The organism is Microbacterium sp. RD1 (genome assembly GCF_052220165.1).
Taxonomy (GTDB): Bacteria; Actinomycetota; Actinomycetes; order Actinomycetales; family Microbacteriaceae; genus Microbacterium.
Window position 1 is genome coordinate 1,125,943 of the sequence record NZ_JBQPOL010000001.1, and the last position, 25,788, is coordinate 1,151,730.

Sequence of the window (25,788 nt, forward strand, 5' to 3'; positions counted from 1 at the left end):
GCGCCCGATCCGGTTCTCTGAACAAGCGACGCATTCCGCGCTCGACGAAAGGACACGCATGAGCACGCCCGTCAACCGCCAGATCATCCTGACAGCCCGCCCCGAGGGCAACCCGAAGCCGACCGACTTCGAGATCGTCGAGCGGCCCGTGCCCGTCCCCGGCGACGGTCAGGTTCTCGTGCGCAACACCCTCGTCTCGCTCGACCCCTTCAACCGCATCCTGATGGGTAACGCCAACAGCGACCAGCCGCCCATCGAGGTCGGCGACACCATGTTCGGATTCACCGTCGCCGTCGTGGAGCAGAGCAACCACCCCGACTTCGCGCCGGGCGACCACGTGTCGGGTTATCTCGGCACCACCGGATGGCAGGACTACGCCCTCTCCGACGGATCGGACATCCGCACCGTCGATCCCGAGGCAGCCCCCCTGACCGCGCACCTCGGGCTCCTCGGCATCACCGGCCTCACCGCATGGGTGGGCCTGACGAAGATCATCTCCCTTGCACCGGGGAAGACCCTCGTCGTGACCGCGGCCGCCGGCGGCGTGGGATCGGCGGCGGCCCAGATCGGCAAGATCCGGGGCCTGCGCGTCGTGGGCGTCGCCGGGGGACCGGACAAGACGCGCCACCTCCTCGACGACCTCGGTCTGGACGCGGCGGTCGACTACAAGGCGCCCGATTTCGCCGAGCAGCTGGCCCGCGCGGTGCCCGACGGCATCGACTTCCTCTACGAGAACGTCGGAGCCACGCAGTTCCCGCTGATGATGGAGCACATGAACCTGAACTCGCAGGTCGTCGTCGGAGGTGTCATGTCGCAGATCACGAGCACGAACCTCACCGAGGGAGCCAACGACCTTCCGCAGGTGCTGCGCAAGATCTTCTACCGGAACCTCTCCGTGCACGGCTTCGACGTGACGCAGTTCTACGGCGACTACCAGGAGTTCCTCGACGACCTCACCCCTCACGTGCTCGCCGGAAAGATGCACAGCGCCACGCAGGTGATCGAGGGCCTGGAGAACATCCCGACCGCCTTCCCGCAGATGTTCACCGGGCGCGGCGTCGGCAAGCTGGTCGCGAAGATCGCCTGACCCTCACGCCGAGCCGAGCGCGTCGCCCGCCAGCCACGCGTCCCCGGCCTCGTACAGACGCTCCACTTCGGCGCCGACGAGGCCGGGGACCTCGCGGTGCACGGTCATGCCGGAGCGGGTCTGGGAGTAGAGCAGGTGCCGGCACCCCGGCGGATAGGTGGCGAGCTCTTCCTCGTCCAATCGCGGATATCGACCCGGCGTCACAGGGTCGATGCGGTCCTTCTCGTAGATGGGCTGCCGCAGCGCAAGTGCCCATCGACCCTCGCGCTGCTCGAAGAAGTCATAGAAGCGGCCGGTGCATGTCACGTCCACCTCGACGTCGTCGAGCACGAGGCGCTGGGAGATGGTCATCTTCGTCTGAGCGATCGCGCGGGAGCCCGAGACGTCCACCGCGGTGCCGCCCAGGAAATGATGCACGAGCACCCCGGCAGCGAACGCCGCCGCGGCGCCGTCGACGAACTCGTCGGCGGTGCCGCGGAACCAGGTGGTGTGCATCCGTCCGCCCGGATGCCACGTCGTCCGCAGGCGCTCCCAGTCCCCGGCGTCGCGCCACACCGCCCACGAGTCGATGACCGAGCGGATGTCGGTCTCGTCAGCGGCGCTCACCGCTGCGTCGCCAGGGCGTCGTCGGCAGCCACCGTCGCACGCGCCAGCGCGAGGGCCTCGCGCGTCTCGGCGACCGTGCGCGGTCGCCGTCCGAGGGCTGCGGCCAGGGCGACCGCACGCTCCACCAAGGGAAGGTTGCCGTCGGTCTTCACTCCCTTGCCGAGGTAGAGGGTGTCCTCCATGCCGGCGCGGGCGTTGCCTCCGAGCGCGAGCGCGATCGCGGTCAGCTCGAGGTTGGGGCGTCCGATCGCGATGACCTGCCAGACGGCGTCCGCGGGCAAGCGACCGGCGATCATGAGGAGGTTCTCCGCCGTCGCTGCCATGCCGCCTCGCACGCCGAGCACGATCGACACCTGCAACGGCTCCTCGCCGAGCAGCCCGTCATCGCGCAGGCGCAGGGCCGCCTCGACGTGTCCGGTGTCGTAGATCTCGAGCTCGGGCTTGACCTGAAGATCCCGCATCCGCGCCGCCAGTTCCCGGACGTCCCCTGGCGGGTTGAGGAACATCGCGTCGCCGAAGGACATCGTGCAAGGGTTGAGGGTGGCCATCGGTGGACGCAGCTCCACGAGGCGGGCGCGCTCCTCGAACGGCACGGCCAGCCCGACGCCGGTGGACAGCTGGATGAGGATGTCGCAGCGCTCCTGGATCAGGTCGATCGTGCGCCGCGCGATGTCGAGGTCGGCGGTGGGCCGGTCGTCCTCGTCGCGGAGGTGGATGTGGGCGATCGAGGCGCCGGCGAGATACGCGCGGTGCACCTCCTCGGCGATCTCCAGCGGCTGCGTGGGCAGGGTGGGGTTGTCTTTCTTCGTGGCGATCGGGCCCGTCGGAGCGACGGTGATGGTCACGTCCATGCGTGTCTCCTCACTGAGATGCGGATGCTGCGAAGCGCGTCGGGATCGCCGGCGCGAGGGGAAGGGAAAGCGCGGAGGCGGCGTCGGCGAACGCCGTTTCCGGGTCGGGCGAGATGATCTCGAGAATGTGGGTGGCCGGCAGCGACATCCGGTCGAGCTCGGCGAGAATCTCGTCGAAGCGCACCGTGCCGCGGCCGATCGGGTCGTGCGCCCACGCGCCGGGGCGCGCGTCGGAGAGGTGCGTCTGCCCGACGAGGTCGCCGAGGAGACGAAGGGCGGCGACCTGGTCCTCCCCGATCGACTCCGCATTGGCGACGTCGTACGCGACGCCGACGTTGCCGGCTCCCACCTCGCTGGCGAGCTCCGCAACGTCGGCTGCGGCGGGCAGACCGCTCGTCGGATGGTTCTCGACGAGCAGGGCGGCAAGCCCTGCGGAGGCGGCGATCTCGCTCAGCGCGATCATGCTCTCCGCCGCACGAGCGAGAGTCGCAGCCCGCTCCGGTGGCACCGCGCCCACGCGCCCGGGTACGACCACCACCGCCGGCGCACCGAGATCGACGGCCAGCCGGATGATGTCGGCGTAGACGCCGATCGAGTACTGCCGCACGTCGGGCAGAGCACTGGCGAGGTTGAGATCGACCGGTTGCGGATTGATGCTCGCGAAGGCGATATCGTCCCTCTCGAGCCCGCTCCGAAACCGTGACCGCTCGGCGGCATCCAGCTCGCTGGGCCAGAGGTGGCCGGGGACTGCGAGGACGTCGATCTCCCGGTACCCCAGCCCCCGCAGACGCCGCATGCTCTCCGCGGCGTTCAGGCGCCGGATGAAGGAGAACGTGCTCGCCCCGAAGATCACGTCAGCGCCTTTGCAACCAGAGCCGTTCGGCCTCGTAGAAGGCCTCGACCTCGTCGGGGCGGTCCTCGCCCAGCAGGTCGTCGAGCACCTCGTATCCTCGCTGTGCGAGAAACCAGGCCAGCAGCCGGAAAGGCCGGCGGTACCGGGCGAGCTCGGCCTGATCGATCGAGACGGACTGCCCGGGCGTGGCCACTACGATCAGATCGCGCTCGTAGACGGTGTCGAGCTGCGAGATGCCCCAGCGCCCGTCGCGGCGCTCCGCGCGGTATTCCAGGCGCAGGTAGGTGTGCAGCACGGCGTCGACGTCATCGAGGCGGATGGGCGCTTCGATGACCGTGGGAAGTTCGGCCACGGCACGGTCCGCCACGACGGAGATGTACGGCGGCGACAGGCGGTGCGTCGACACGTTTCCGTTCGCATTCATCCTCGCCGTGTCGGCGACGTTGTCGTACGCGTTGCCGGAGAACCAGCTCAGATGAACCGTCGCATCCGGCCAGTACTGCTCGCGCATCTGATCCCATCGGCGCCGATCGCGGCCCTGTCGCTCCTGGAGGACCAGCTGACGCACGGCCTCGATGTCTTCCGCGGCGCTCATTCAAACACTCCGGCGTCGAGGATGTACTCGGTCGTGAGCCGCAGGTGGTGCTGGAGGGCGGCGACGGCGCGCGGATCGCGGGAGGTGGCCAGCTCCATGAGTTCCCGGTGCTCGGCGGGGATGTCGCGCTGTTGCAGGTGCGCCTTCACCTCGCCGACGGGGTTGCGGCCCGAGAGCTGCCGGTAGAGCTCGGCTCCGTCGCGGAGGGAGTTGGTGAGCGCGAGCATGCGCGGGTTGGTGCAGGCCGACACGAGGGCGTCGTGAAACGCCGCGTGCGCGTCGCTCCACGCCTGGGTCGTACCGGGCTCGCCGTCGTCGGCGAACGTCGCGCGCTCGAGGACGTGGTGTGCGGAAATCACCCCCGCCTCCCACTGCACGTCGCCGTGCTCGATCGAGCTCTCCAGCGCTGCGCCCTCGATGAGGACGCGCAGGTCGGTGATCGCCATGAGGTCTTCGCGGGAGATGTCGACGACCCGGAAACCTTGATTGGGGGTGAGCTCCGCGAGGTTGTGCTCGGCGAGGCGGCCCAGCGCTTCACGGACGACCGATTGGCTGGCGTCGTACCTCGCGGCCAGGGCGGCCAGTCTCAATGGCTGACCCGGCGCGAGGTCCCCGCGCAAGATCGCGGTTCGGAGGACGTCGTGCATCTGGCCAGCACGGGTCACGGGCGTCGTCTTCGGCACGCTCTGACGATAACAGCTTTTTCAAATCTGGCAAGGATTTTGGAAAATCTGTTGCCTTATCCAGAATCGTGGGGAATGATCGGGACCACTCGACGACGAGGACCCAAGGAGAGTGAACGTGTCCACGGATCACAGCCAGTACTTCCGGACCCCCAAGCCCCGGCCCATCCGGCCGCCGAAGCTCCATCACGCGACGTTCATGACGCTCGACGTGGACGCGATGGTGGCCTTCTACGAGCTGGTGGCAGGGCTCCAGCCGGTGTACTACGCCGAGCACGCCGCGTGGCTCACGAACGACGACGCCAACCACCGCATCGCGCTGCTGCGCCTGCCTGACGTGCATCCTCCGATCGACAAGCCCCACAGCGCGGGGCTTCACCACACCGCGTTCGAGTACGACTCCTTCGACGGCTGGATCGACAACTACGAACGCCTGCGCGCCGCCGGCATCATGCCGGTCATCAGCCTCGACCACGGCATGACGATGTCGTTGTACTACCAGGATCCCGACGGCAACGGTGTCGAGATCCAGGTCGACATGTTCGGAGATTGGGCGCTGTCGAAGGAGTGGATGTGGGCATCCCAGGAGTTCAGCGAAGACCAGATCGGTCCGCAGTTCGACCCCGACAAGGTGCTCGCCGCGTATCGCTCCGGGATCTCCGCGGACGAGATCCACGCCGGCGCCCGTCGCGGTGAGTACGCCCCGGACCGGCCCCGCGCCGTCGTGACCTTCGACGACCCCTGGCCCGCGCGCATCGCGGCCGACCCGACTCTGGCCGCGGGCATGCCGCGTGTCACGACTCCTGGAGACCTCTCATGAAGATCGCCAACCTCAACTCCCGCGCCGTCCTGCTCGTCGAAGGCGACGGCGGCGCGACCGCCGTGGACATTGCCACCGCCAGCGGCGGTCGGTTCGGGCCGGAGCCGCGCAAGGTCTTCGAGCAGTGGACCGAGTTCAGCGCGTGGGTCACCGACGCCGAGCTGACCGGCGGTGACCGCTTCGATCCCGCGGAGCTCGAGGCGCCGGTGCCCGACCCGCGCCAGGTGTTCGCGATCGGGCTGAACTACCGCGACCACGCCAAGGAGGCGAAGCTCGATGCGCCCGAGCATCTCGTGGTGTTCACCAAGTTCGCGTCCTCCCTCGCCGGTCCCAACGTCACCGTCGAACTTCCCAGCGACAGCGTGGACTACGAGACCGAGCTCGTCGTGGTGATCGGCCGTGAAGTGCACCAGGCGGACCTCGACACCGCGCAGGCCGCGATCGCCGGCTACGCCGTGGGCCAGGATTACAGTGAGCGGGCGGTGCAGCTGCGGGGGCCGGCACCGCAGTTCAGCCTGGGCAAGTCGTACCGCAACTTCGCGCCGTTCGGGCCGGCGGTGACCACTGCCGACGAGGTGAGCGACCCCGGATCGCTGCGGATCACCGCCACGCTCGAGCGGCCGCGCGAGGAGGGCTCGGAGACGATCCCGCTTCAAGATGGGACGACGGCGGACCTGATCTTTCCCGTCGCGCAGATCATCGCCGACCTCTCGCAGGTTGTGACGCTGCATCCGGGTGACCTCATCTTCACCGGGACGCCGGCCGGCGTCGGTGCGCCACGGGGTCTGTTCCTGCGGCCGGGCGACGCTCTCACGAGCACCATCGAAGGGGTCGGCTCGATAACGAACAGGTTCGTCGGACGATGACCGATCCCAAGGTGCACCTCGTCACCGGAGCCCTCGGCGGCATCGGCCGGTCAGCGGCGCGCCTGCTGGCCGAGTCGGGCGCGCACGTGGTCGTCACCGACCTCGTGGACGCCGGTGGCGCGGATTTCGCCGACGAGCTGTCGGCGCTCGGCGCCGAGGTGGCGTTCCGCGCAGCCGACCTCACCGACGAAGACCAGGTGCGCGACCTTGTGGCGTGGATCATCGGGCGGTTCGGACGCCTCGACGGCGCCTTCAACAACGCCGGCATCGCTCAGCACGAGAAGCCGCTCGTGGAGCTCACCTCGGCCGAGTTCGACCGTGTGATGCGTGTCAACGTGCTGGGCACGTTCCACTGCGTCAAGTACGAGATGCGCGCCATGGTCGACGGTGGATCCATCGTCAATACCTCCTCGGGTCTGGGCGCCCTCGCCCTTCCGGACAAGGCGGAGTACATCACGTCCAAGCACGCGGTGAACGGCCTGACACGCGCGGCCGCGGTCGAGGGCGGGCCTCTCGGCATCCGCGTCAACGCGCTCCTTCCCGGCTCCATCCGCACCCCCATGCAGGAGTCGCTCTTCGGCGAGCTCGACGGACCAGCCGTGCAGCAGCGAGCCGCCGCCCTCCACCTTCTGGGCCGGATGGGTGACCCCGACGAGATCGGCCGCGCGGCGCGCTGGTTGCTCTCGGACGAAGCGTCCTTCGTGACCGGGGCGCTCTTCGCCGTCGACGGCGGCGTGACGGCGGGACGACGTCTCTGACCCACACCCGCCTGCAGTGAAATGAACCGCTCCGGCGCCCGTCCGGAGAGAACTGAGCAAAGGAGCTTGGAAATGAACCACCACACCCACCCCCGCCGCGCCGTTGCGCTCGTCGGGGCCGCGGCTCTCGTCGCCGCGTTGACCGGATGTGCCACCGAGGCCTCGCCCTCGTCATCCGGGTCCGCCGAGAACACCGAGCCGTTGACGCTCTCCATCGGCGTGCGAAACCTCATGGCCTCCTCCGCCCCGCTGTACTGGGCGGAGGCCGAGGGCTACTTCGACGACGCCGGGCTCGATCTGAACCTCGTCGTGGGGGAGGCAGCCCAAGCCTCGCAGCTCGTCGCCGGTCAGACCGATCTGTACTGGGGAGGCGCCCAGGGGGGGCTGTTCGGAATCGTCAACTCCGGGAAGCCGATCCACACGATCTACGGCATCGATGCCAGCTCGAGCGCCTACGTCGTGACCTCCAACGACGCGGTGAAGACTCCGGCCGACTGCAAGACGGTCACCACCGCCCCCGCCGGCACGGTCATGCACGCCTGGACGCGCCAGCTCGAGCGGATCTACGACGTGCAGTGGGAACTCACGCAGCTGACCACCATCCCGGCCATCCTCGCCAACGTCGTCGCCGACCGCACCGACTGCGCGATCGGCAACGTCACGTACTACCAGAGCGCGATCGACGACGGCACGCTCCGGGTCATCCTCGACCCGGCAGCGACCGATGACCTGCCGAAGGACTGGCCGGAGGTCGGTGTCGAAGACGTCGTCGGCGGGCTCCCCGACGTGCTCGAGAGCAAACGCGATGCCGTCGAACTCGTCCTGAAGACGTACAACGAGGCGCTGCAGGACTTCATCGAGACCGACTCGACGGAGATCGCGGAGACCCTTCACGCCTCCGACCCCGCATGGGCGGCCGCAGGCTCCGTGGAGGTTCTCGCGACGTCACTGGACCAGTTCAAGAACTTCCTGAGCCCCGACGACGGCTACATCGCCGGAGACACCTGGGAGCGCACCGTCGACTTCTTCGAAGCCGGCGGGCTGGACTTCCTCGCGACCGACCCGAGCCGCTTCGACTACGCCAACTCGGTCGACATGTCCTACTTCGAGGAGGGAATCGGAAAGCCATGAGCACACTCGAAAACGGCGTCCTCGGTGCGCGCGGCCCCCGCGCCACCGAGGGGTCCCGAGGGGCCGCCATCCACTTCCGCAACGCCGGATACAGCTACCCCAGCGGGCTCGAAGTCATCTCGGGCATGAACCTGTCGGTGAGGCGTGGCGAGAGCATCGGGATCGTCGGGCCCAGCGGCTGCGGCAAGAGCACGGTGCTGAGCCTCATCGCGGGGCTGCGCACCGTGCAGACAGGGAACGTGGAGGTGTCCCCGGACGACTCCGGGCGTCATCTGCTGAGCATGGTCTTCCAGAAGGACACCGTTCTGCCGTGGCTCACGGTCGAGCAGAACATCCGACTGCACTACCGCTTCCAGCGCGCCCGCGGAAAGCGCGACGGCCTGTCGCGAGCCGATGTGGACGACCGCATCCGCCAGCTGATCGCGATGGTGCACCTCGAGGGCTTCGAGAAGGCTTACCCGTATCAGTTGTCAGGCGGCATGCGCCGGCGGGTGGCCGTGCTCACGAGCGTCGCGGCCTTCCCCCAGGTACTTCTGCTGGACGAGCCGTTCTCGGCCATCGACGAGCCGAGCCGCGTGGCGATCCACCAGGACGTGTTCAACATCGTCCGCGAGTTCGGCATCACCACCGTCCTCGTCACACACGACCTTGCCGAAGCGGCGAGCCTGTGCGACCGGGTGTACATCATGGGCCCGCGACCGACCTCGGTCTACAGCAGCCACGAGGTGCCGTTCGGATCCGATCGGGAGATGATGGCGCTCCGCGAGAGCCAGGAGTTCCTCGACCTGTACAGCACGCTGTGGGGCGACCTGCGGCTGCAGATCGACGCGCAGCACCGCGTGGATCCCGAGAAGGCGGAGAAAGGCGGGCGACCCTGATGTCTGCTCACACGGTCGAGACCCCTGCGGCCGACACACGACACCCCGAGGCGGCTCCCCGTCGCACGACGCGGTCGCGCCGACTCAACACGAAGTCTCGGACAGTCATCACCGTGACTCAGGTCCTCGTCGCGGTGCTGGCGCTCCTTGCCTGGCAGTTCATCCCCCAGATCGGCAACGTGTCGCAGTGGCGCTTCCTGGACCCGTACTTCATCGGCTCGCCCTCGCAGGTGTTCACCGATCTCACCGATCTGCTGTTCGGCGCCAACGGTGTGCCGTCGGTGTGGCAGTTCCTGTGGCCCACCTTCCTGGCGTCGGTGCTGGGCCTGGTGATCGCCATGATCTTCGGGGGTGCGCTGGGCCTGCTGCTGGGAAGCTTCGAGTTCCTCGGGGCGGTCTTCCGCCCGTTCGTCGTGGCACTCAACGCCGTGCCGCGCATCGCGCTCATCCCGATCGTGGTCGTGCTGTTCGGCACGGGGTTGGTGAGTTCGATCGCGATCGCGTTCATGGTGGTGTTCTTCGTCGCCCTGTTCAACTCCTACGAGGGGGCGCGCACCGAGGAGGTGCACGTGAGGCAGAACGCGCAGCTTCTCGGGGCATCCGGATGGGACATCATGTGGCGGGTGCGGTTTCCCTACGCCCTCGCGTGGACACTGTCGAGCCTTCCCGTCGCGGTCAGTTTCGCGATCGTGTCGGTCGTCACCGGCGAGATTCTCACCGGCTCGGCGGGGATGGGTCTGCTCATCACGACGGCGACCAACGCCGCCGACAGTAATATGACGTTCGCGGTGATCATCGTCCTGTCGGTGTGTGCACTGCTCATGCTGTGGATCGCCGAGGAGTTCAAGCGGCGGGTGCTGCACTGGTGGATCCAGCAGGACTGAGGAGACGATGAGTGCTTTCACGCAGGTGGCGCTGTGCACGTCGGACATCGCGCGCACCACGCGCCTGCTGACGGAGGCGCTCGGCTTCGCCAACGCCGGCGGCCGCCCGCGCTGGGGGGCATGGGCCGCCCGCGTGCAGGAGCTGCCGACCGGCGACGACACCTACTGCATGATGTGGTGGCTCGTGGGAGGCCAGGACTTCTTCCAGTTCGAGCTGTTCCACCACACGAGCCCGCCGCAGCGCCCGCGGTCGACGGATTGGAGACCGTCGGATCTGGGATGGGTGCGCTTCGGCGTCGCCGTCGCGGATCTCGACGCGACCCTCGACCTCCTCGGCCAGGCGGGGGTCTCGCCCCTCACCGACCCAGTGGAACGCGACGGCGTGCGGCGCGTGTGCGTCCGGGAGCCGGGAGCCGACGCGATCATCGAGCTGACGGAAGGCGGCGCCGGCCCCGCGGTGGTCTCCGCTACCGCTTCGGTATCGGATCTCGGTGCCGTTCGCCGGTTCTTCGCCGACGCGCTCAGACTCGTCGAGATCGATCCGCTCCTGCTGCACCGGCCCGACGACGAGGCGCTGTGGGGACTCGCGGGGGCTCGCCGGGAATGCGCGGTCTTCCGTGTGGGCGATGCACTGGTCGAGTTCGTGCGCTATGAGGAGCCGTCGCCGCGCCCTCCCGTGCCGGGTGCGCTGCTGAGCGACCAGGGCATCATGAACATCGCGCTCGGCTATCGCGACCGCGCCGAGATGGCGGCGGCGCTGGAGGCGCTGTACGAGGTCGGCGCGACATCGTCGAACGATCTGCCCGACGTCTCCGGCGGCGTCTATCTGCGAATCGTCGACGGACTGTCGATCGAGCTGCTCCTCGTTCCTCCCGACCTCGACGACGTCTTCGGGTTCCAGCGCCACGCGCTTGCTGCCCCCGGCGCCGCCGCATCCGCCGCGCGGACCGCGTGAGGCCCGCGATCTGCCGCAGCCGTCGCTCGCGCCTGCCGGCCGCGGTGGGGAGATGACTCTGCCCGCGCCACGCCGCATCGTGGCGGTCGCCATCGTCATCGCGGCGGTCTTCCTCATGCCGCTGGGCGTGACCGGTACCGCAGTGGCGCTGCCTGCCATCGCGATCGACCTCGGGCCGAGCTCCGCGGGCCTGCAATGGGCGGTCAACGGGTTCAACCTCGCGTTCGCGCTGTCGACGGTCTTCGTCGGAAGCATCACGGATGCCGTCGGTCATCGCCGGACGTTCGTGCTCGCGCTGCTCGCGCTGGGGACGGCCTCGACCCTCAGCGCCGCGGCGTCGTCCTATCTCGCGCTCGACATCGGACGAGTGCTCGCCGGGCTCGGCGGCGGCGGAGTCGTCGTGAGCGGATCGGCGCTCCTGGCTCAGCTGCACCCGGACGAGGCGGGAAGACGCCGCGTCTTCGCGCTCTTCGGCTCGGCGGTCGGGTCGGGGCTGGCCCTCGGGCCGACGATCTGCGGCCTGCTCGTGACGGGGATCGGATGGCGCGGCGTGTACGGCGCGGTCGCGATCGCCTGCGCCGTGCTGCTGGCGCTGACCGCCGCGATTCCGCGCGGACGTCCCGCCGCTCGCGCCGGGCGCCCGGCCGCCGCCGGCGCGGTGCTGCGCGATCGCCGATTCCTCGCCCTCGTCCTGATCCCGCTGGCGCCGGCCGTTGGCTACATCACGATGGTGAGCTATCTTCCCGTCGCCCTCGCCGCGACCTTCGGATGGGACGCCGCCCAGGCCGGGCTCTTCCTTCTGCCGATGACCCTTCCCGTCCTCCTCGCGCCCCTCCTTGCCGCTCGCCTCGTCGCCGGCGGGCGCGGCATTCGCCCCACCGCCGTCTTGGGTGCGTCGCTCGTGGCGCTGATTCTTGGCGACGGAGGGCTGCTGCTGCTCTCACCCGACATCTCTCCGGCGTGGCTGATCGCGCCGCTGGTGCTCATCGGCGTGGGATACGGACTGCCGCTCGGACTCATCGACTCCGAGGCACTCACCGTGGTACCCCGCACGCGTGCCGGATTCGCCGCGGGCGTGCTCAACCTCGTGCGCACCGGCGGTGCGGCCGTGGCCGTCGCTCTCTACGGTGTGAGCATGGTCGCGCTGCTGGGCCGGTCTCTGCCGAGCGCGGATGCCGCACGGGTAGCCGCGGGAGCAACCGGCCATGAGGATGCCTATGCCGACGCGTTCCGTGTGCTCGTGATTGCGATGATCCTCACCGTGGGGGGCCTGTGCGCCCTCATTGTGTGGCTGCACCGCGGGACCGGAAGGGTCACATCTCCGCGACGCGGATGAGCACCTTCCCGACCGTGGCGTTCTGCACCGCGTCGTGTGCGGCGGCGGTCTCCTCCAGCGGGAACCACGTCAGCGGCAGGCCGGCCTCCTCGCCGACGGGCAGCGCTCCATGATGCAGGGCCACGGTGATGTCCTCCGCCGCGGCCTCCCATGCCGCGGGCGTGACGGTGTAGAGGAGCACGCCCTGCACGCGGAGGTTCTTCGCGAACGACGGGCGCGTGGGCATCGAGAAGGTGTCGCCGCCGTCGTCGGCGTAATAGGCGATGCTCGCGGCGTTGCCGGCGACGGCGGCGTCGATGGCGGCATTGACGGCGATCGAGACCTCGACGACGTGGTCCACCCCGTCCGGCGCGATCTCGCGCACACGCGCGACGACGTCTTCCCGCGTGTAGTCGACCGTATGGTCGGCGCCGGCTGCGGTAGCCAGGGCCGCCTTGGCGGGCGAGGAGACGGTCGTGATCACCGTGGCGCCGGCCCAGTGGGCCAGCTGGATGGCGGCGTGCCCGACTGCGCCCGCTCCTCCGGCGACGAGCACCGTGCGTCCGGCGAGGGCGCCGGGAAAGAGCCGGGCCGGGCCGTTCTCGTGAACGGTCAGCGCGCGGTGGGCGGTCATCGCGGGAACGCCCAGCGACGCGCCCACGGCGAAATCGACTCCCTCGGGGAGCCGGACGACCCGCTCGGACGGGAGCACGGCGTACTCCTGCGCGGTGCCGGTCGGGCGCTGGTGGGCGGCGAGGTAGATCCACGCGCGGTCGCCCACCGTGAGGTGGGAGACCCCCTCGCCCACCGCATCCACGATGCCGGCGCCGTCTTGATCGGGGACGATCTCCGCGAACTCGTCGAGGCGGGCTGTTGCCGCGCGCGCCTTCCAGTCGGTGGGGTTGACCCCCGACACCACGATGCGTACGCGCACCTCGCCGGGGCCCGGATCGGCCGGATCCCGGTCGGCGAGGGAGAGGACGGAGGAGTCGCCGTGCGACGAGTAGACGATCGCCTTCATGCCTCCACGCTAGCGGTCCGCACGCCGACACGGATCTGAGTACATAAAGCGTAGTCAGGTGTACGATGGCGCCATGTCGCCCACGATGCACGGGATTCTCGCCGCGCCGGATCGCACGGAGCTCGGCGACGGATGCCCGATAGACCGGGCGAGCAGCCTGCTCGCGCGGCGCTCGACTGTGCTGCTTCTTCGCGAGGCCTGGTACGGCACGTCGAGGTTCGATGATTTCGTGGAGCGCACCGGGCTGACGCAGTCGGTCGTCGCCGCACAGTTGCGCCACCTCACCGAGGAGGGGCTGCTCGAGAAGCGGTCGTATCGCGAGCCCGGGCAGCGGGGAAGGCAGGAATACTTCCTGACCGACGCCGGTGACGAGCTCGTCCCGCTTCTCGTCGCATTCGCGGCCTGGGGCGATCGGCACCTCCCGCGTTCCCGTCGCCTGCGCATGGTGCATGACTCCTGCGGCGCGGATGTCCACGTCGATGTGCGGTGCGCAGCCGGCCACGACCTGCACGACGGTGAGATCGTCGTCTCCCTGGAGCGCACCGCGCGTTCTGACTCAGCCGAAGAGAAGGAATCGAGTTTCCTATGAACACCGCCGTCATCGTCGATGCCGTCCGCACTCCCGTCGCCAAAGGAAAGCCGGGCGGCGCCTACTCCGAGATCCACCCCGTCGATCTGCACGCTCATTCCCTGAGGGCGCTCGTGGAGCGGACCGGCATCGACCCCGCCGTCGTGGACGACGTGATCAGCGGGGCGGTCGGTCAGGTGGGCGAGCAGTCCGTGGACACCGCCCGGTGGGCGCTTCTCGCGGCCGGGTTCCCGGAGTCCGTGCCGGGCGTCACGGTGGACCGACAATGCGGCTCGAGCCAGCAGGCCGTGCACTTCGCCGCGCAGGGAGTGATGGCCGGCGCCTACGACGTGGTCATCGCGTCCGGTGTGGAGTCGATGAGCCGCATCCCCATCGGGTCGCAGACCGAGGGCAAGGACTTCGCGGGCCCGAGCATCGCCGCGCGCTACGCCGGCGGCCTCATCCCTCAGGGAATCAGCGCGGAGCTCATCGCCGACCGGTGGCAACTGTCTCGAACCGAGCTCGACGACTTCGCCGCAGAGTCGCACCGGCGGGCGGATGCGGCGTGGAAGAACGGTCTCTTCGACTCACAGGTCGCCTTCGTCAACGAGCTGCACGTCGATGAGACCATCCGCCCCGGGACGACTGCCGAGACGCTCGCCGGTCTTCGGCTCGCTTTCCGCAGCGACCGCTGGGAGGAGCGGTACCCCCACCTCGACTGGAAGGTCACCGCGGGAAACAGCTCACCGGTCAACGACGGCTCGGCTGCACTCCTCATCGCCAGCGAGGATGCCGCGTCTCGCCTCGGTCTCACGCCCCGTGCGCGCGTGCACTCGTTCGCCGTCGCCGCGGATGATCCGATCTTCATGCTCACCGGCGTCATCCCGGCGACGCAGAAGGTGCTTGCGCGCGCCGGGATGTCGATCGACGACATCGACGCTTTCGAGGTCAATGAGGCGTTCGCATCCGTGGTCCTGGCGTGGCAGAAGGAGACCGGCGCGCCGATGGAGAAGGTGAATGTGAACGGGGGAGCCACGGCGATCGGACACCCCCTGGGCGCATCGGGTGCGCGCCTCATGACGACGCTGCTCGGCGTGCTCGATCAAACGGGCGGACGCTTCGGGCTTCAGGTCATGTGCGAGGCCGGCGGCCAGGCGAACGCCACCATCATCGAACGCCTCGGCTGAGGTCGAGGGCGGCTTCTACGGGTCGCTCGGTGCCCCCACCATCCGCAGCGCGAGCTCGGTGTAGTAGTCGGCGATACGCTCCGGCGTCCACTCACCGGCTTCGCGGTACCAACGCGCGATGTCGAGGCCGAGTGAGAGCAACGCCACCATCGTCATGTGCGGGTCGCCGAGGTGGAAGTCTCCCTGCGCGACCCCCGCGCGGAGGATGTCTTCCATCGTCGTTTCGATCTCGCGACGGAGGGCCCGGATCTCGGCGAAGTGATCACTGCTGAGCGACGGCAGTTCGCGCGTGATGATGACGGCTTCGGTGTGCTCGCGCGCATGGAAGGCGGCGAAGGGCCGCATGAACGCCTGCAGCTGGGTGGTGGGGTCATCGGATGCTGCACGAGCGGCGCGCGCGATCGCGACCGCCTCGTCGTGCCCGTCTTTCGATATCGCGTACAGCAGCTCTTCCTTCGAGCGGTAGTGCACGTAGAGCGCGGCGGTGCTGAGGCCCGCGGCGGCGGCGATGTCCCGTGTCGTGGTGCCGTGGAATCCCCGCTCCGAGATCGCGCGTACACCGGCGGCGCGAAGGTTCGCGCGGGTGACATCCGCGCGCGACGGGATGCGGTGACTGGCGGACATACGACTCCTCGGCGCCTCAGGGTTCCATCGTCTCAAATCTGTCGGTATAGTCCTCACTAAGCAAGCGCTCAGTAAGTGAGGATCTCCCATGCCAGAAGCGGTCATCGTCTCTACAGCGCGGTCGCCCATCGGGCGCGCGAACAAGGGATCGCTGAAAGATCTGCGCCCCGACGACCTCACCGTCCAGATGGTGCGCGCGGCTCTGGACAAGGTGCCAGAGCTCTCACCGTCCGACATCACCGACCTCATGCTCGGGTGCGGGCTCCCCGGCGGTGAGCAGGGCTGGAACATGGGGCGAAACGTCGCCGTCCTGCTCGGCTACGACCACCTTCCCGGCACCACGGTCACGCGCTACTGCTCCTCGTCGCTGCAGACCACGCGCATGGCGTTCCACGCGATCAAGGCCGGCGAGGGCGACGCCTACATCTCCGCGGGCGTCGAGACGGTGAGCCGCTTCTCGCGGGGGACCTCGGACTACATCCCCGGCTCGGACATCCTCAACCCGCTGTTCGACGAGGCGAGCGCTCGCACCGCCGATCGCTCGACCGGAGGTGCGCCGGTGTGGCGAGACCCGCGCGAGGACGGCCGCGTCCCCGACGTCTACATCGCGATGGGGCAGACCGCCGAGAACGTGCAGCAGCTCCTCGGGATGAGCCGCGAGGAGCAGGACCAGTTCGCCGTTCGCAGCCAGAACCTCGCCGAGGCGCAGATCGCGTCGGGATTCTGGGGTCGCGACATCACGCCCGTCACCCTGGCCGACGGCACGGTCGTGAGCGCGGACGATGGCCCGCGCGCAGGAACGACGCTGGAGGCGGTGAGCCAGCTGCAGCCGGTATTCCGCCCCGACGGGACGGTGACGGCCGGAAACGCGTGCCCGCTCAACGACGGTGCCGCCGCGGTGATCGTCATGAGCGACACGAAGGCGAAGGAGCTGGGTCTCACGCCGCTGGCCCGTATCGTCTCGACCGCGGTCACCGGGCTCTCGCCCGAGATCATGGGCCTCGGGCCCGTCGAGGCGATTCCCGCCGCGCTGCGCAACGCCGGCATGGGGATCGACGACATCGACCTGTTCGAGATCAACGAGGCGTTCGCGGTGCAGTCGCTCGGCTCGGCCCAGCAGCTGGGCATCCCGATCGACAAGCTGAACGTCAACGGCGGTGCCATCGCCGTCGGGCATCCCTTCGGGATGACCGGCGCCCGCATCACCTCCACGCTCATCAATTCGCTGCAGTGGCACGACAAGCAGTTCGGCGTGGAGTCGATGTGTGTCGGCGGGGGGATGGGCATGGCCATGGTTCTCGAGCGGCTCTCCTGAGCCGCATCCGGATTTCCCCGATTCCGACCCTTTCACCTCAAGGAGACTGTCCATGACCACGCCCCGCGTCGCCATCGTCACCGGAGCCGCACGCGGCATCGGCGCCGCCACCGCCCTCCGTCTCGCACGCGACGGGCACGCCGTCGCCGTCCTCGACCTCGTCGAGGATGGCTGCCTCCCGGTCGTGCAGGCCGTCGAGCGGGCCGGCGGCCGCGCTCTGGCCGTCGGCGCCGACGTCAGCGAGGAGGACGCCGTCGCGAGCGCGTTCGCCCGTATCGAGGCGGAGCTCGGAGCCCCCACGATCCTCGTGAACAACGCCGGCATCATCCGCGACAACCTCCTCTTCAAGATGACGGCCGGGGACTGGGACGCGGTGATGGGGGTGCACCTGCGAGGCGCGTTCCTCATGAGCAAGGCGGCCCAGGCATACATGACCAAGGAGGGCTTCGGTCGCATCGTCAACATGTCGAGCACGTCGGCACTCGGCAACCGGGGACAGGCCAACTACGCCGCCGCCAAGGCGGGGATCCAGGGCTTCACGAAGACGCTCGCGATCGAGCTCGGGAAGTTCGGCGTCACGGTGAACTCGATCGCGCCGGGATGGATCCAGACCGAGATGACCGCGGCGACCGCGGAGCGCATGGGCGTGCCCTTCGAGGAGCTTCTCGAGCAGTGGGCGGGCCAGATCCCCGTCGCCCGGGTCGGCCAGCCCGAGGACATCGCCGCCGCCGTCTCCTTCTTCGTCAGCGAGGACGCGGGATTCGTCTCCGGGCAGATCCTGTACGTCGCCGGCGGACCTCTGGGCTGACCCGTGCGCGTCTTCGCCGGACTGGACGAGGTCGCCGCCGCCGTGGGCACCTCGATCGGCGAGTCGGGCTGGCACACGGTCGACCAAGAGCGCATCGACGCCTTCGCCGGGGTGACCGGCGATCCGCAGTGGATCCACGTCGACCCCGAGCGCGCCGCCGCAGGCCCTTTCGGGCGCACGATCGCCCACGGGTATCTGACGCTCTCGCTTGTCACGCTGTTCCTCGACGAGACCTTCCGTGTCGAGGGCGCCGGAATGGCGGTGAACTACGGCGCGGACCGCGTGCGGTTCCCCGCGCCGGTGCCCGTGGACGCCCGAGTCCGCGGCCGCGTCGAGTTCGCCGACCTCTCCGAGACCGCACGCGGTCATCTCCTGCGCTCGACGGTCACGGTCGACATCGAGGGGAGCGACCGACCGGCGTGCGTCGCCGAAATCCTGACGTTCTACCCGAAGGCGGACTGAGGAGAACGCGCCAGCGCATCGCGCGACCCGCCCGGCCGCGGCTCGGCCGTCAGCGGGTCAGGCGCGCACGAGGGGGAGGGAAGGGTCGGCGATCCATTCCGCGAGCGAGCCGTCGTAGACCTTGACGTTGTCGTACCCGGCCAGGCTGAGCGCGAAGGCGTCCATGGACGCCGCGATCCCGCCGCCGCAGTACGTGATGACGGGCTGATCCTTCGTCACCCCGGCGCGCGCATACGCTTCGGCGAGCTCGGTCGAGGGGCGGTAGTACCCGCTCTCGCGCTCGACGTTGGCGTACCACGGAACGTTGACGCTACCGGGGATGCTGCCGCCCCGCTCATCGGCGGGCACACCCTCTCCGCGGAACTCGGCGGGGGAGAGCGAGTTGATGAGGCATGCCGAGTGCACGCCGTTGGTCACGCGTTCCACCTCCTCCCGCCGGGCGATCAGGTGCTCCCGCGGCGACGCGACGAAGAGTGAGGGCGTCGGCGGCGGGGTCGCTTCATCCGTCACCGGCAGCCCTGCCGCCTGCCAGGCACGGAGTCCGCCGTCCAGCACGCTGACGTCGTCGAAGCCGAAGTAGCGCAGCAGCCACCACAGGCGCGGTGCGAACGTCGGCAGCTCCTGCACGTACGCGACGACATGCACACCGGGACGGATGCCGAGGGCGCCGGCGGCCGCCTCGAACTGGTCGATCGTGGGCAGCTGGAACATCACCGAACCGTCGGGGTCGGAGAACTCCGAGATGAGGTCGGCGAACACGGACCCGGGGATGTGCGCGGCGTCGTATCCGTCGCGCCCGCTCGTGATGCGGTAGGGCTGACCCTCTCCGTCGCGGGTGAGGTTGACGGAGGCGTCGACGATCAGCACGTCGGGGTCGTCCAGATGCGCGGATAGCTCGGCGGGTGAGACGAGGGCGGGAAGCTGCGGCATGGCCGAACGCTAACCAATCTCGCCATCGTGCGGTCGCCCGGTCGTGACATTTCGACACACGGCGCTGGCGGCGAAGCTGCTCGCTGGCCGTTCCCCCGCACCGATCGGCTGGTAAACCTCGCCCAAGGCAGCCGAATGGTGCGGGGGAACAGCGATCAGGCGCCGAGCCCCGCGTAGATCGCATCGACGTACGCGCGGGCGCGGTCGGAGCCGAGGATGTCGCCGCCCATGCGGTTCATCACGTAGGCGACGGCCACGCGCCGGTCGCGGTCGACGATGCCCATAGAGCCGCCCCATCCGCCCCAGTACCCCACCTGACCCGTCGGCACCCACGGAAGGGTGCGCTCGTCGCTGACGGCGAAGCCGAGAGCCCAGCGCAGGTACAGTCCGTTGACGAGGTCCACGCCGTCAGTGTTCGCCCGAAGGGCCTCGGCGGCGACCTCTTCGGAGAAGAAGCGCATGCCTTGCGAGCTGCCGCCCTCCGCCAGCACCGAGAGCACCGTCGCGAGCGACCGGGCATTGCCGTGGCCGTTCGCTCCGCCGACCTGCGCCGCACGCCACTGCGGGGTGTTCGCGGCGAGGGGATCGATCGCAGGCCCCGTGAACGTCCTGTACACCGGGGCCGAGTGGTCGAGGTCTTCCAGGTCGAACGGCAGCGGCGGCGGCGGGACCAGCGTCGCGATGCGCGGCGCATCCGTCTCGAGCGCCCCGATGCGGAGGTCTGCGCCGAGCGGCGCGACCAGCGTCTCGTCGACGAACGTACGAAGGTCCTGGCCGGTCACGCGCCGGACGATCTCGCCCACGAGGTGGCCGAAGTTGAACAGGTGGTATCCGGATGCGGTGCCCGGCTCCCACCACGGCGACTGCGCCGCCATCCGCGCCACGGCGGTCTCGGTGTCGTACAGGTCGGCGAGGGTCGCCGGGTGGTCGAGTCCCGAGACGCCCGAGGAGTGCGAGAGGACGTCGCGCACGCGGACGCCGGCTTTCCCGGCGGCGGCGAACTCCGGCCAGTACGTCGCCACGGGGGCATCGAGGTCGATGCGACCGTCGTCGACGAGACGGAGGAAGGCCAGCGTCACCACGAGCTTGGTGTTGGACCACAGGTTCACGATCGTGTCCTGCTGCCACGGGGTCTGACGCTCGGGGTCCTGCCATCCGCCCCACAGGTCGACGACGAGCTCGCCGTCCACGACGACGGCCACCGATGCGCCGACCTCTTCGCCCGACGCCAGCTGGCGCTGCAGTTCCTCAGCCACGCCGTCGAAGCGAGGCGTACGGAATCCGCTCACCGTGTCGAGCGAGGAGCCCGACAGATTGCTTGCCATTTTTGCACTCCTTCCGCGCTCGCACCACCGTGCGAGTCCGCGGAGAAAGCGTGCAACGTTGCCATTAGTGCGAAGGTCAAGCCCCGCGCGGGAGCTCCCGCAGTTCTTCGGCGTGCGTGCGCTCGAGGTACGCGGTGAGGGCGCGCGAGCGGAGCATCATCTCGCTCGCGCGCGTGGCGAGCGCGTCGGCATGCGTGCGCAGCGCCTGGCGGACGCGAGGATCGGTGGGCGCCGGAAGCACGGCGTCGAGGGCGGCCGTGGGGAGGATGTCGACGATCGCCCTGGCCGGCACGCCCGCGGCCAGCAGCGCCCGCACCTGGCGCGCACGGTAGATGCCCTCGTCGCAATAGGTGCGGTATCCGTTCACGTCGCGACCCGGAACGACGAGCCCCTGGTTCTCGTAGTACCGCAGCATGCGCGTCGACACGTCCGACAGCTCGGCGGCTTCGCTGATCAGCATCCCCGGTCCCTCCTCAGCCTCGAGAAGTGCAACGTGCCTGTCAGATTACTGTTCCCGCGGTGCGCGCAACAGGCTCGGCGAGGGTCGATCGCAAGGTCGCGCGGAGAGATCGTCGCAGCTCGTGCCGCTCCGACGCGGGGAGGAACGCGGCGTCGGCGGCGGTGAGCTGGAATCGGGCCAGATCGGCGAGGGTGTATCCGAACGCCTCGGCCAGCCGTACGAGTTCGCCGGTGGCCGAAGTGCCGCTCAGAAGCCGGTTGTCCGGACTGACCGTCACCGCGAACCGCAGCCGCTGGAGCCGGTCGAACGGATGCTGCGCCATCGAGCCGGACGCGGCGCCGGTCTGCCGGTTCGAGGAGGGACAGATCTCCAGCGCGATCCCCCCGTCGAAGATCCGCTGAGCTGTGGTGCCGAAGTCGTCGCGGGGCCCGATGTCCTCGACCAGCCGCACGCCGTGTCCGATCCGCCGTGCCCTTCCGTCGGTCAGCGCGCCGCGGATGCTGTCGATCCCATCCGCCTCACCCGCGTGGATGGTCACCGGGAAATCCTCGGCGGCGAGCAGATCCAGGGCGGCGCGATGTCGAGCGGGAGGGAATCCCCGTTCCGCTCCGGCGAGGTCGAACCCGACGACATCGCCCCGGTTCGCGAGGGCCAGTCGCGCGATCTCCAGGGAGCGGTCGTCCGTGCGCAAGGCGCACAGGATCTGAGTGACGCGGATCGCGGTGCCGCCGCGCGCTGCCTCGGCTGCACCCGCCGACAGGCCCGCCGTGACGGCGGCCAGTGCGGCAGCGGGCGGGAGCGCGGCGTTCGTCACCTCCTCGGGTGCCCAGCGCACCTCGGCGTAGACCACGCCGTCCGACGCGAGATCCCGTGCGCACTCGCGCGCGACGCGGTACAGCGCGTCCGCGTCTCCGCGGAGCAGATCGACGAGGACATCGGAGACCGCGAGGTAATCCTCGAGCGATCCGGAGCATCGGGCCACGATCTCACGGGCGAGCGAAGCCGGGTCCTCGGTCCACAGGGCACGCCCTCGCGCGGCAGCGAGCTCCAGCACCGTCTCCGGGCGCAGTCCGCCGTCCAGGTGGTCGTGGAGGATCACCTTCGGAAGGGCCCGAACCTGGTCGCTCGTGGGTGCCTCAGGCATCGAAGTAGCGGTACGCGCCGCTCACCAGAAGCTCCACCGCAGTGCCGATGGAGGCGAGGTCCACCCACTCGTCGGCGGCGTGGAGGTTGTCGCCGGTGGGTCCCAGGACGATAGCGGGGGCCCAGCCTCCGCCGTGCACGATCTTGGCGTCGCACACCATCGTCCCAGCGGTCGTCGGCCGGGTGAGGGGTGCCTCGCCGCCCGCGCCGCCGGTGAAGGCCATGACGAGCGGATGTTGCGCAGGAAGCTCCGCACCCCGGTGTCCGCCGTGCGACCATACGGTGACCTCGCCCGGCCGCCCGTCGGTCGCCCGGCGCACCGCATCGGTCAGTTCTGCCGCCGCCTGCTCCTGCGTCTCGCCGGGGAGCACACCCATGAGCCCGCGCAGTTCCCCTGTTCCGGCGCGGGTGGCGAGCCAGTCGCCGGAGTGGATCAAGAAGTTGACGAATCCGGGGAGGTCGTCGGGGTCGTATCCGCCGGCCGCGTGCGCGCGGGCGGTGCGGCGTTGCTCGAGCTCCTCCAGAGCGACGGCGGCGCGCGCCAGGGTGGGGGCGGCGCTCGTCCCCCACGAACGTCGAAGCATCCCGCCGGCGCGGCCGTGCACGTCGACGCCGAAGGCCTGGATGCCGACATGCCGGTGCACGACGTCGAGGTTCGTCGGCTCGGCGAACACCACAGCATCCGCGTGGTGGCCGCGCGCGATCACCGCCATCGTGCCGTTTCCGCCCGATTCCTCTTCGGGCACCGCCGCGAAGGCGATCCGGCCGGGCCCCCTCCAGTGCTCCGCCAGGTACCGGAAGGCCAGCGCCGCCGCGACGAGACCGCCCTTCATGTCCATGGCCCCGCGCGCGTAGAGACGCCCGTCGGAGACGGACGGCCGGTACGGGTCGTGGCGCCACGTCTGGCCGTCTGCGGGCACGACGTCGACGTGCCCGTTGAGCATGAGCGTCGGGCCGGTCTCGCCCACCGTGTGAACGGAGACTTCGAGACCGGGAAGCGTGTCGGCGTAGCGGGGGTCGCGCTCGAGCAGTTGAGACCACAGCCGCTGCGCATCCAGCGGAGACTCGAGCGCCTGCACCGCCTCCCAATCGGGGATCCACCGGTCATGGCTCGCCGCCGCGGGGGCGCCGACCAGCGCGTCGACGCGGTCGAGCACATCGTTCTGCTGGAGTGTGGCGGGGAAGCTCGGGATGCGCACGAGATCGGCGAGTGCCTCCTCGAGGGGCGGCACGCCGCGCAGCCAGGAGCGGACGTCGTCGCGGACGTCGTCCGGCCTGGTCATTCCGCCCCCGTCACACGACGGACGTACCGGTCCACGAAGGCCGCGCGGTCGACGTCCAAGACGACGTCCACGAGCGGTGCCGACCCCCATACCGCGCCGCCGTCCCGCCCGACACGTCGGTCGGCCACGGTCATGCCGCGCGTGTAGCGACCCTCCAGCTCCACGTGCAGCCGCAGCTTCTCCGACGCCAGGATCAGTTCGGGATGCGCGACGATCCCCACCGTCAGCGGCGAGTGCATCGCGCATCCGTACCGTCCGAGGATCGGCTCGTAGAACGACATGTACGACGGCGCCCCCGCAGCGACCAGCTTGGCGCCGGGTGTGTCGGCGCCGCGCACCGCGTCGAGCTCGGCCTGTCCGAACACCGTGTCGTCGGTGACGTCGAGGCCCACCTGGACGAATTGCCAGCTCTGGTCGAGCACGACACGCAGTGCCTCCGGGTCGTGGAGGGCGTCGGCCTCGGCGACGGGGGTGACGTTGCCGTGGTGGAGGACGGCTCCTCCCATCCACACGACTTTGCGCAACCGCTCAGGCAGAGTCGGGTCGAGGTGCACCGCGAGGGCGAGATTCGTCACCGGACCGAGGCCGATCCAGACCAGTTCGCCCGGGTACTCGTTCACGAGGTCGATGGTGAGCTGCGCTGCCGAGCGCGGGTCGAGGTTCGTGTATGCCGGCTCGGGCAGGTTGGCGTTGCCGAACCCGTCGTCGCCGTGGATCTGCGGGTTGAAGACCGGGATCTCGCCGGCGAGGGCGAAGGCCGCCCCTTTGCCCACGGGGGCGTTCGATCCGAGCTCCTCCATGATCACGGCGGTGTTTCGTGTCACCTTGTCGACGTCGACGTTGCCGAAGCTCGTCGTGACGCCGACGATGTCCAGTTCGGGCGAGAGCAGGGCGTAGATGAGCCCCATCCCGTCGTCCACACCCGTGTCGGTGTCGATGATCACACGCGTCGTCATCAGAGGTCCTTCCGTTCGTGCGCAGACGTAGGTTGTTCGAGGGCGACGATGCGCGCAGGAGCGCCGTCCAGCCCGACGAGGGGGAGAGGGAGGCAGATGAGGTAGGTCTCCGCGGCAAGCTGGGCGGTGTTCACGAGGCACTCGGCCAGCACGACGTCGGCCTCCAGAAGCACCCGGTGCACCTCATGAAGGTGCGAGAACGAGGGCGTCGGCGTGTCGATCCCCACGAAGCGCACGCCGCAGTCGACCAGCAGGCGCGCCGCGTCCGGGGAGATCTCGGAAAACCCCTCCCAGTACTGCGGCGTCCCGCGATGCCGCTCCCATCCCGACCGCAGGATCACTCGCCCGGCGGAGCGGATTCGCGCGACATCGCTGTCGAGGTGACCGGCCATGAGCGTCCCGCCGGGACCGACCGGGACGTCGATGACAGCCGCCGCACCGATCATGGCGTCGAGGGGGAGATGCTCGCTCGTCGTGCCGCCGCGGAGGAAGTGCGCGGGCGCGTCCACGTGCGTGCCGAGCTGGCTGAAGAGATCGACGTGCCACATCTCGATCCCGCCGTCCTCGTGCGTCGAGAAAGGGCGGAAGCGCGCCGTGGGCTCCCCCGGGAAGGCGTCCATCCCCGACGCCAGCGGAAGCGTGAGGTCGATGATGCGAGGCCGGTCGAAGCGGACCGGATGCGCCGTTGTCATGCCGCGAGTATACTGCAACTGGTCTTACCGGCCAGACCGGATTCTGCCGATATAAAAGGAGCATGATGCTCGACAGCGGAAACACGCAGCGCGCGCGTGTCGCCGACGACCTGCTTCGCGAGATCCGTGAGGGCGTGTACCCCGTGGGGTCGAAGCTTCCGTCGGAGCGTCAACTCGCCGAGGCCTACGGTCTGAGCCGGCCCGTCATAAGGGAAGCGCTCGGGATGCTGAGCACGCTCGATGTCATCGAGATCCAGATGGGCCGCGGTGCGTTCGTCGTGAGCAACGACGTCTCCACCGAGCAGACCACGCCGTACGGACTCCTCGACGTCGTCGATGCGCGCGAGGTCATCGAGGCCGGGGCGCTGCGTCTGGCATCGGTGCGTGCGGAGGCGCCGGAGAAGGAGGCCGTCGCCGAGGCGCTGGAGGCGCTCGAGCGAGCAGTGCGCCTCGGCGAGGAGACCACCGCGCCTGACCTGGGACTGCACCGGAGCATCGTGCGTGCGGCGCGTTCGCCGCTGCTGGAGAAGTTGTGGGACGACATGAACGACGAGATCGCGCAGACGATCCGCATCAGCCCGCACGGCCGCGCGATGAGTCAGGCGATCCTCGCCGACCACCGCGCGCTCGCGGCCGGCGTCGTCGAGGGCGACCTCGGCGGGGCGATGGCGGCTTCGCGGACGCTGTACGACCATCACCGCGATTTCCTGAGGTCGCTCCTGGGCTGACGGG

Annotated in this window: 29 protein-coding genes; 15 read left to right on the forward strand and 14 right to left on the reverse strand. The window is 69.4% G+C overall.

All coding sequences use genetic code 11. From position 1 onward, the window contains the following. Positions 1–58: 58 nt before the first annotated feature. Positions 59–1,087, forward strand: coding sequence for an NADP-dependent oxidoreductase (locus tag ACTU3I_RS05425; RefSeq protein WP_442924628.1), 1,029 nt, complete (start codon positions 59–61; stop codon positions 1,085–1,087). A 3-nt stretch (positions 1,088–1,090) separates the two neighbouring features. Here the strand turns inward: ACTU3I_RS05425 and ACTU3I_RS05430 are convergent, their stop codons facing one another. The 5 genes from ACTU3I_RS05430 to ACTU3I_RS05450 are packed head-to-tail and all read right to left on the reverse strand — an operon-like array spanning position 1,091 to position 4,675. After that, positions 1,091–1,693 carry a nuclear transport factor 2 family protein gene (locus tag ACTU3I_RS05430; protein ID WP_442924629.1) on the reverse strand — a complete coding sequence of 201 codons (603 nt, stop codon included), beginning with the start codon at positions 1,691–1,693 and terminating at the stop codon, positions 1,091–1,093. Continuing rightward, positions 1,690–2,544: a 3-keto-5-aminohexanoate cleavage protein gene (locus ACTU3I_RS05435; RefSeq protein ID WP_442924630.1), complete on the reverse strand. Its 855-nt coding sequence runs from the start codon at positions 2,542–2,544 to the stop codon at positions 1,690–1,692. The genes ACTU3I_RS05430 and ACTU3I_RS05435 overlap by 4 nt, the downstream gene beginning before the upstream one ends. Positions 2,545–2,554: 10 nt before the next feature. Next, entirely contained in the window at positions 2,555–3,397 is an 843-nt protein-coding gene (locus ACTU3I_RS05440) for a sugar phosphate isomerase/epimerase family protein (protein WP_442924631.1), read from the reverse strand. A 1-nt stretch (position 3,398) separates the two neighbouring features. Then, positions 3,399–3,992, reverse strand: a complete 594-nt coding sequence (locus ACTU3I_RS05445) for a nuclear transport factor 2 family protein (protein WP_442924632.1) — start codon at positions 3,990–3,992, stop codon at positions 3,399–3,401. Next, positions 3,989–4,675, reverse strand: coding sequence for a GntR family transcriptional regulator (locus ACTU3I_RS05450; RefSeq protein ID WP_442924633.1), 687 nt, complete (start codon positions 4,673–4,675; stop codon positions 3,989–3,991). Before ACTU3I_RS05450 ends, ACTU3I_RS05445 begins: the two co-directional genes overlap by 4 nt. 118 nt (positions 4,676–4,793) lie before the next feature. Here ACTU3I_RS05450 and ACTU3I_RS05455 point away from each other — a divergent pair, with 118 nt between their 5' ends. The 8 genes from ACTU3I_RS05455 (at position 4,794) to ACTU3I_RS05490 (ending at position 12,303) form a co-directional block, all read left to right on the forward strand. Next, complete coding sequence (locus tag ACTU3I_RS05455) at positions 4,794–5,495, forward strand: VOC family protein (RefSeq protein WP_442924634.1); 702 nt, start codon at positions 4,794–4,796, stop codon at positions 5,493–5,495. Then, positions 5,492–6,361, forward strand: coding sequence for a fumarylacetoacetate hydrolase family protein (locus ACTU3I_RS05460; RefSeq protein WP_442924635.1), 870 nt, complete (start codon positions 5,492–5,494; stop codon positions 6,359–6,361). Before ACTU3I_RS05455 ends, ACTU3I_RS05460 begins: the two co-directional genes overlap by 4 nt. Then, positions 6,358–7,119 (forward strand): SDR family NAD(P)-dependent oxidoreductase, encoded by a 762-nt coding sequence (locus ACTU3I_RS05465; RefSeq protein ID WP_442924636.1) that lies wholly within the window; start codon positions 6,358–6,360, stop codon positions 7,117–7,119. Before ACTU3I_RS05460 ends, ACTU3I_RS05465 begins: the two co-directional genes overlap by 4 nt. A 72-nt stretch (positions 7,120–7,191) precedes the next feature. After that, positions 7,192–8,250: an ABC transporter substrate-binding protein gene (locus ACTU3I_RS05470; RefSeq protein WP_442924637.1), complete on the forward strand. Its 1,059-nt coding sequence runs from the start codon at positions 7,192–7,194 to the stop codon at positions 8,248–8,250. Further along, positions 8,247–9,128 (forward strand): ABC transporter ATP-binding protein, encoded by an 882-nt coding sequence (locus tag ACTU3I_RS05475; protein WP_442924638.1) that lies wholly within the window; start codon positions 8,247–8,249, stop codon positions 9,126–9,128. The genes ACTU3I_RS05470 and ACTU3I_RS05475 overlap by 4 nt, the downstream gene beginning before the upstream one ends. Before the next feature lie 113 nt (positions 9,129–9,241). Beyond that, positions 9,242–10,012 (forward strand): ABC transporter permease, encoded by a 771-nt coding sequence (locus ACTU3I_RS05480; RefSeq protein ID WP_442924640.1) that lies wholly within the window; start codon positions 9,242–9,244, stop codon positions 10,010–10,012. Between the two features lie 7 nt (positions 10,013–10,019). Continuing rightward, positions 10,020–10,967: a VOC family protein gene (locus ACTU3I_RS05485; RefSeq protein ID WP_442924641.1), complete on the forward strand. Its 948-nt coding sequence runs from the start codon at positions 10,020–10,022 to the stop codon at positions 10,965–10,967. 52 nt (positions 10,968–11,019) lie between these two features. Further along, positions 11,020–12,303: an MFS transporter gene (locus ACTU3I_RS05490; protein WP_442924642.1), complete on the forward strand. Its 1,284-nt coding sequence runs from the start codon at positions 11,020–11,022 to the stop codon at positions 12,301–12,303. Here ACTU3I_RS05490 and ACTU3I_RS05495 read toward each other — a convergent pair. After that, positions 12,281–13,303: an NADPH:quinone reductase gene (locus ACTU3I_RS05495; protein ID WP_442924643.1), complete on the reverse strand. Its 1,023-nt coding sequence runs from the start codon at positions 13,301–13,303 to the stop codon at positions 12,281–12,283. The two genes, ACTU3I_RS05490 and ACTU3I_RS05495, sit on opposite strands and share 23 nt — an antisense overlap. Before the next feature lie 73 nt (positions 13,304–13,376). On the opposite strand from ACTU3I_RS05495, the gene ACTU3I_RS05500 reads away from it, so the two are divergent. Together ACTU3I_RS05500 and ACTU3I_RS05505 are read left to right on the forward strand one after the other, a co-directional pair. Further along, on the forward strand, positions 13,377–13,892 hold the full coding sequence (locus tag ACTU3I_RS05500) for a winged helix-turn-helix transcriptional regulator (protein ID WP_442924644.1): 516 nt from the start codon (positions 13,377–13,379) through the stop codon (positions 13,890–13,892). Further along, on the forward strand, positions 13,889–15,058 hold the full coding sequence (locus ACTU3I_RS05505) for an acetyl-CoA C-acyltransferase (RefSeq protein ID WP_442924645.1): 1,170 nt from the start codon (positions 13,889–13,891) through the stop codon (positions 15,056–15,058). The genes ACTU3I_RS05500 and ACTU3I_RS05505 overlap by 4 nt, the downstream gene beginning before the upstream one ends. 15 nt (positions 15,059–15,073) lie before the next feature. Here ACTU3I_RS05505 and ACTU3I_RS05510 read toward each other — a convergent pair whose 3' ends face one another. Further along, positions 15,074–15,682, reverse strand: coding sequence for a TetR/AcrR family transcriptional regulator (locus tag ACTU3I_RS05510; RefSeq protein ID WP_442924646.1), 609 nt, complete (start codon positions 15,680–15,682; stop codon positions 15,074–15,076). Between the two features lie 88 nt (positions 15,683–15,770). Between ACTU3I_RS05510 and ACTU3I_RS05515 the strand changes: the two genes are divergently transcribed. From ACTU3I_RS05515 to ACTU3I_RS05525, 3 genes are read left to right on the forward strand one after another with little or no spacing between them, the layout of a single operon-like run. Then, positions 15,771–16,997: an acetyl-CoA C-acetyltransferase gene (locus ACTU3I_RS05515; protein WP_442924648.1), complete on the forward strand. Its 1,227-nt coding sequence runs from the start codon at positions 15,771–15,773 to the stop codon at positions 16,995–16,997. Positions 16,998–17,049: 52 nt separating this feature from the next. After that, positions 17,050–17,805: a 3-oxoacyl-ACP reductase FabG gene (gene fabG, locus ACTU3I_RS05520; RefSeq protein ID WP_442924649.1), complete on the forward strand. Its 756-nt coding sequence runs from the start codon at positions 17,050–17,052 to the stop codon at positions 17,803–17,805. Between the two features lie 3 nt (positions 17,806–17,808). Further along, the gene (locus ACTU3I_RS05525; protein WP_442924650.1) at positions 17,809–18,267 is read left to right on the forward strand and encodes a MaoC family dehydratase; all 459 of its coding nucleotides are present in this window, start codon (positions 17,809–17,811) and stop codon (positions 18,265–18,267) included. A gap of 57 nt (positions 18,268–18,324) precedes the next feature. Here the strand turns inward: ACTU3I_RS05525 and ACTU3I_RS05530 are convergent, their stop codons facing one another. The 7 genes from ACTU3I_RS05530 to ACTU3I_RS05560 all read right to left on the reverse strand — a co-directional run bounded on the left by ACTU3I_RS05530 (position 18,325) and on the right by ACTU3I_RS05560 (position 25,056). Beyond that, positions 18,325–19,197, reverse strand: a complete 873-nt coding sequence (locus ACTU3I_RS05530; protein WP_442924651.1) for a sulfurtransferase — start codon at positions 19,195–19,197, stop codon at positions 18,325–18,327. Positions 19,198–19,352: 155 nt separating this feature from the next. Further along, a complete protein-coding gene (locus tag ACTU3I_RS05535) occupies positions 19,353–20,522 on the reverse strand; it encodes a serine hydrolase domain-containing protein (RefSeq protein ID WP_442924653.1) in 1,170 nt (389 codons plus the stop codon). Between the two features lie 76 nt (positions 20,523–20,598). Further along, entirely contained in the window at positions 20,599–20,982 is a 384-nt protein-coding gene (locus ACTU3I_RS05540) for a MerR family transcriptional regulator (protein ID WP_442924654.1), read from the reverse strand. Positions 20,983–21,022: 40 nt separating this feature from the next. Next, positions 21,023–22,126 carry an adenosine deaminase gene (locus ACTU3I_RS05545; protein WP_442924655.1) on the reverse strand — a complete coding sequence of 368 codons (1,104 nt, stop codon included), beginning with the start codon at positions 22,124–22,126 and terminating at the stop codon, positions 21,023–21,025. Next, a complete protein-coding gene (locus tag ACTU3I_RS05550) occupies positions 22,119–23,408 on the reverse strand; it encodes a M20/M25/M40 family metallo-hydrolase (RefSeq protein ID WP_442924656.1) in 1,290 nt (429 codons plus the stop codon). The genes ACTU3I_RS05545 and ACTU3I_RS05550 overlap by 8 nt, the downstream gene beginning before the upstream one ends. Continuing rightward, the gene (locus tag ACTU3I_RS05555) at positions 23,405–24,364 is read right to left on the reverse strand and encodes a nucleoside hydrolase (RefSeq protein WP_442924657.1); all 960 of its coding nucleotides are present in this window, start codon (positions 24,362–24,364) and stop codon (positions 23,405–23,407) included. Before ACTU3I_RS05555 ends, ACTU3I_RS05550 begins: the two co-directional genes overlap by 4 nt. Further along, positions 24,364–25,056 carry a cyclase family protein gene (locus ACTU3I_RS05560; protein ID WP_442924659.1) on the reverse strand — a complete coding sequence of 231 codons (693 nt, stop codon included), beginning with the start codon at positions 25,054–25,056 and terminating at the stop codon, positions 24,364–24,366. The genes ACTU3I_RS05555 and ACTU3I_RS05560 overlap by 1 nt, the downstream gene beginning before the upstream one ends. Positions 25,057–25,118: 62 nt before the next feature. On the opposite strand from ACTU3I_RS05560, the gene ACTU3I_RS05565 reads away from it, so the two are divergent. Then, complete coding sequence (locus tag ACTU3I_RS05565) at positions 25,119–25,784, forward strand: FadR/GntR family transcriptional regulator (RefSeq protein ID WP_442924661.1); 666 nt, start codon at positions 25,119–25,121, stop codon at positions 25,782–25,784. Positions 25,785–25,788: the final 4 nt, after the last annotated feature.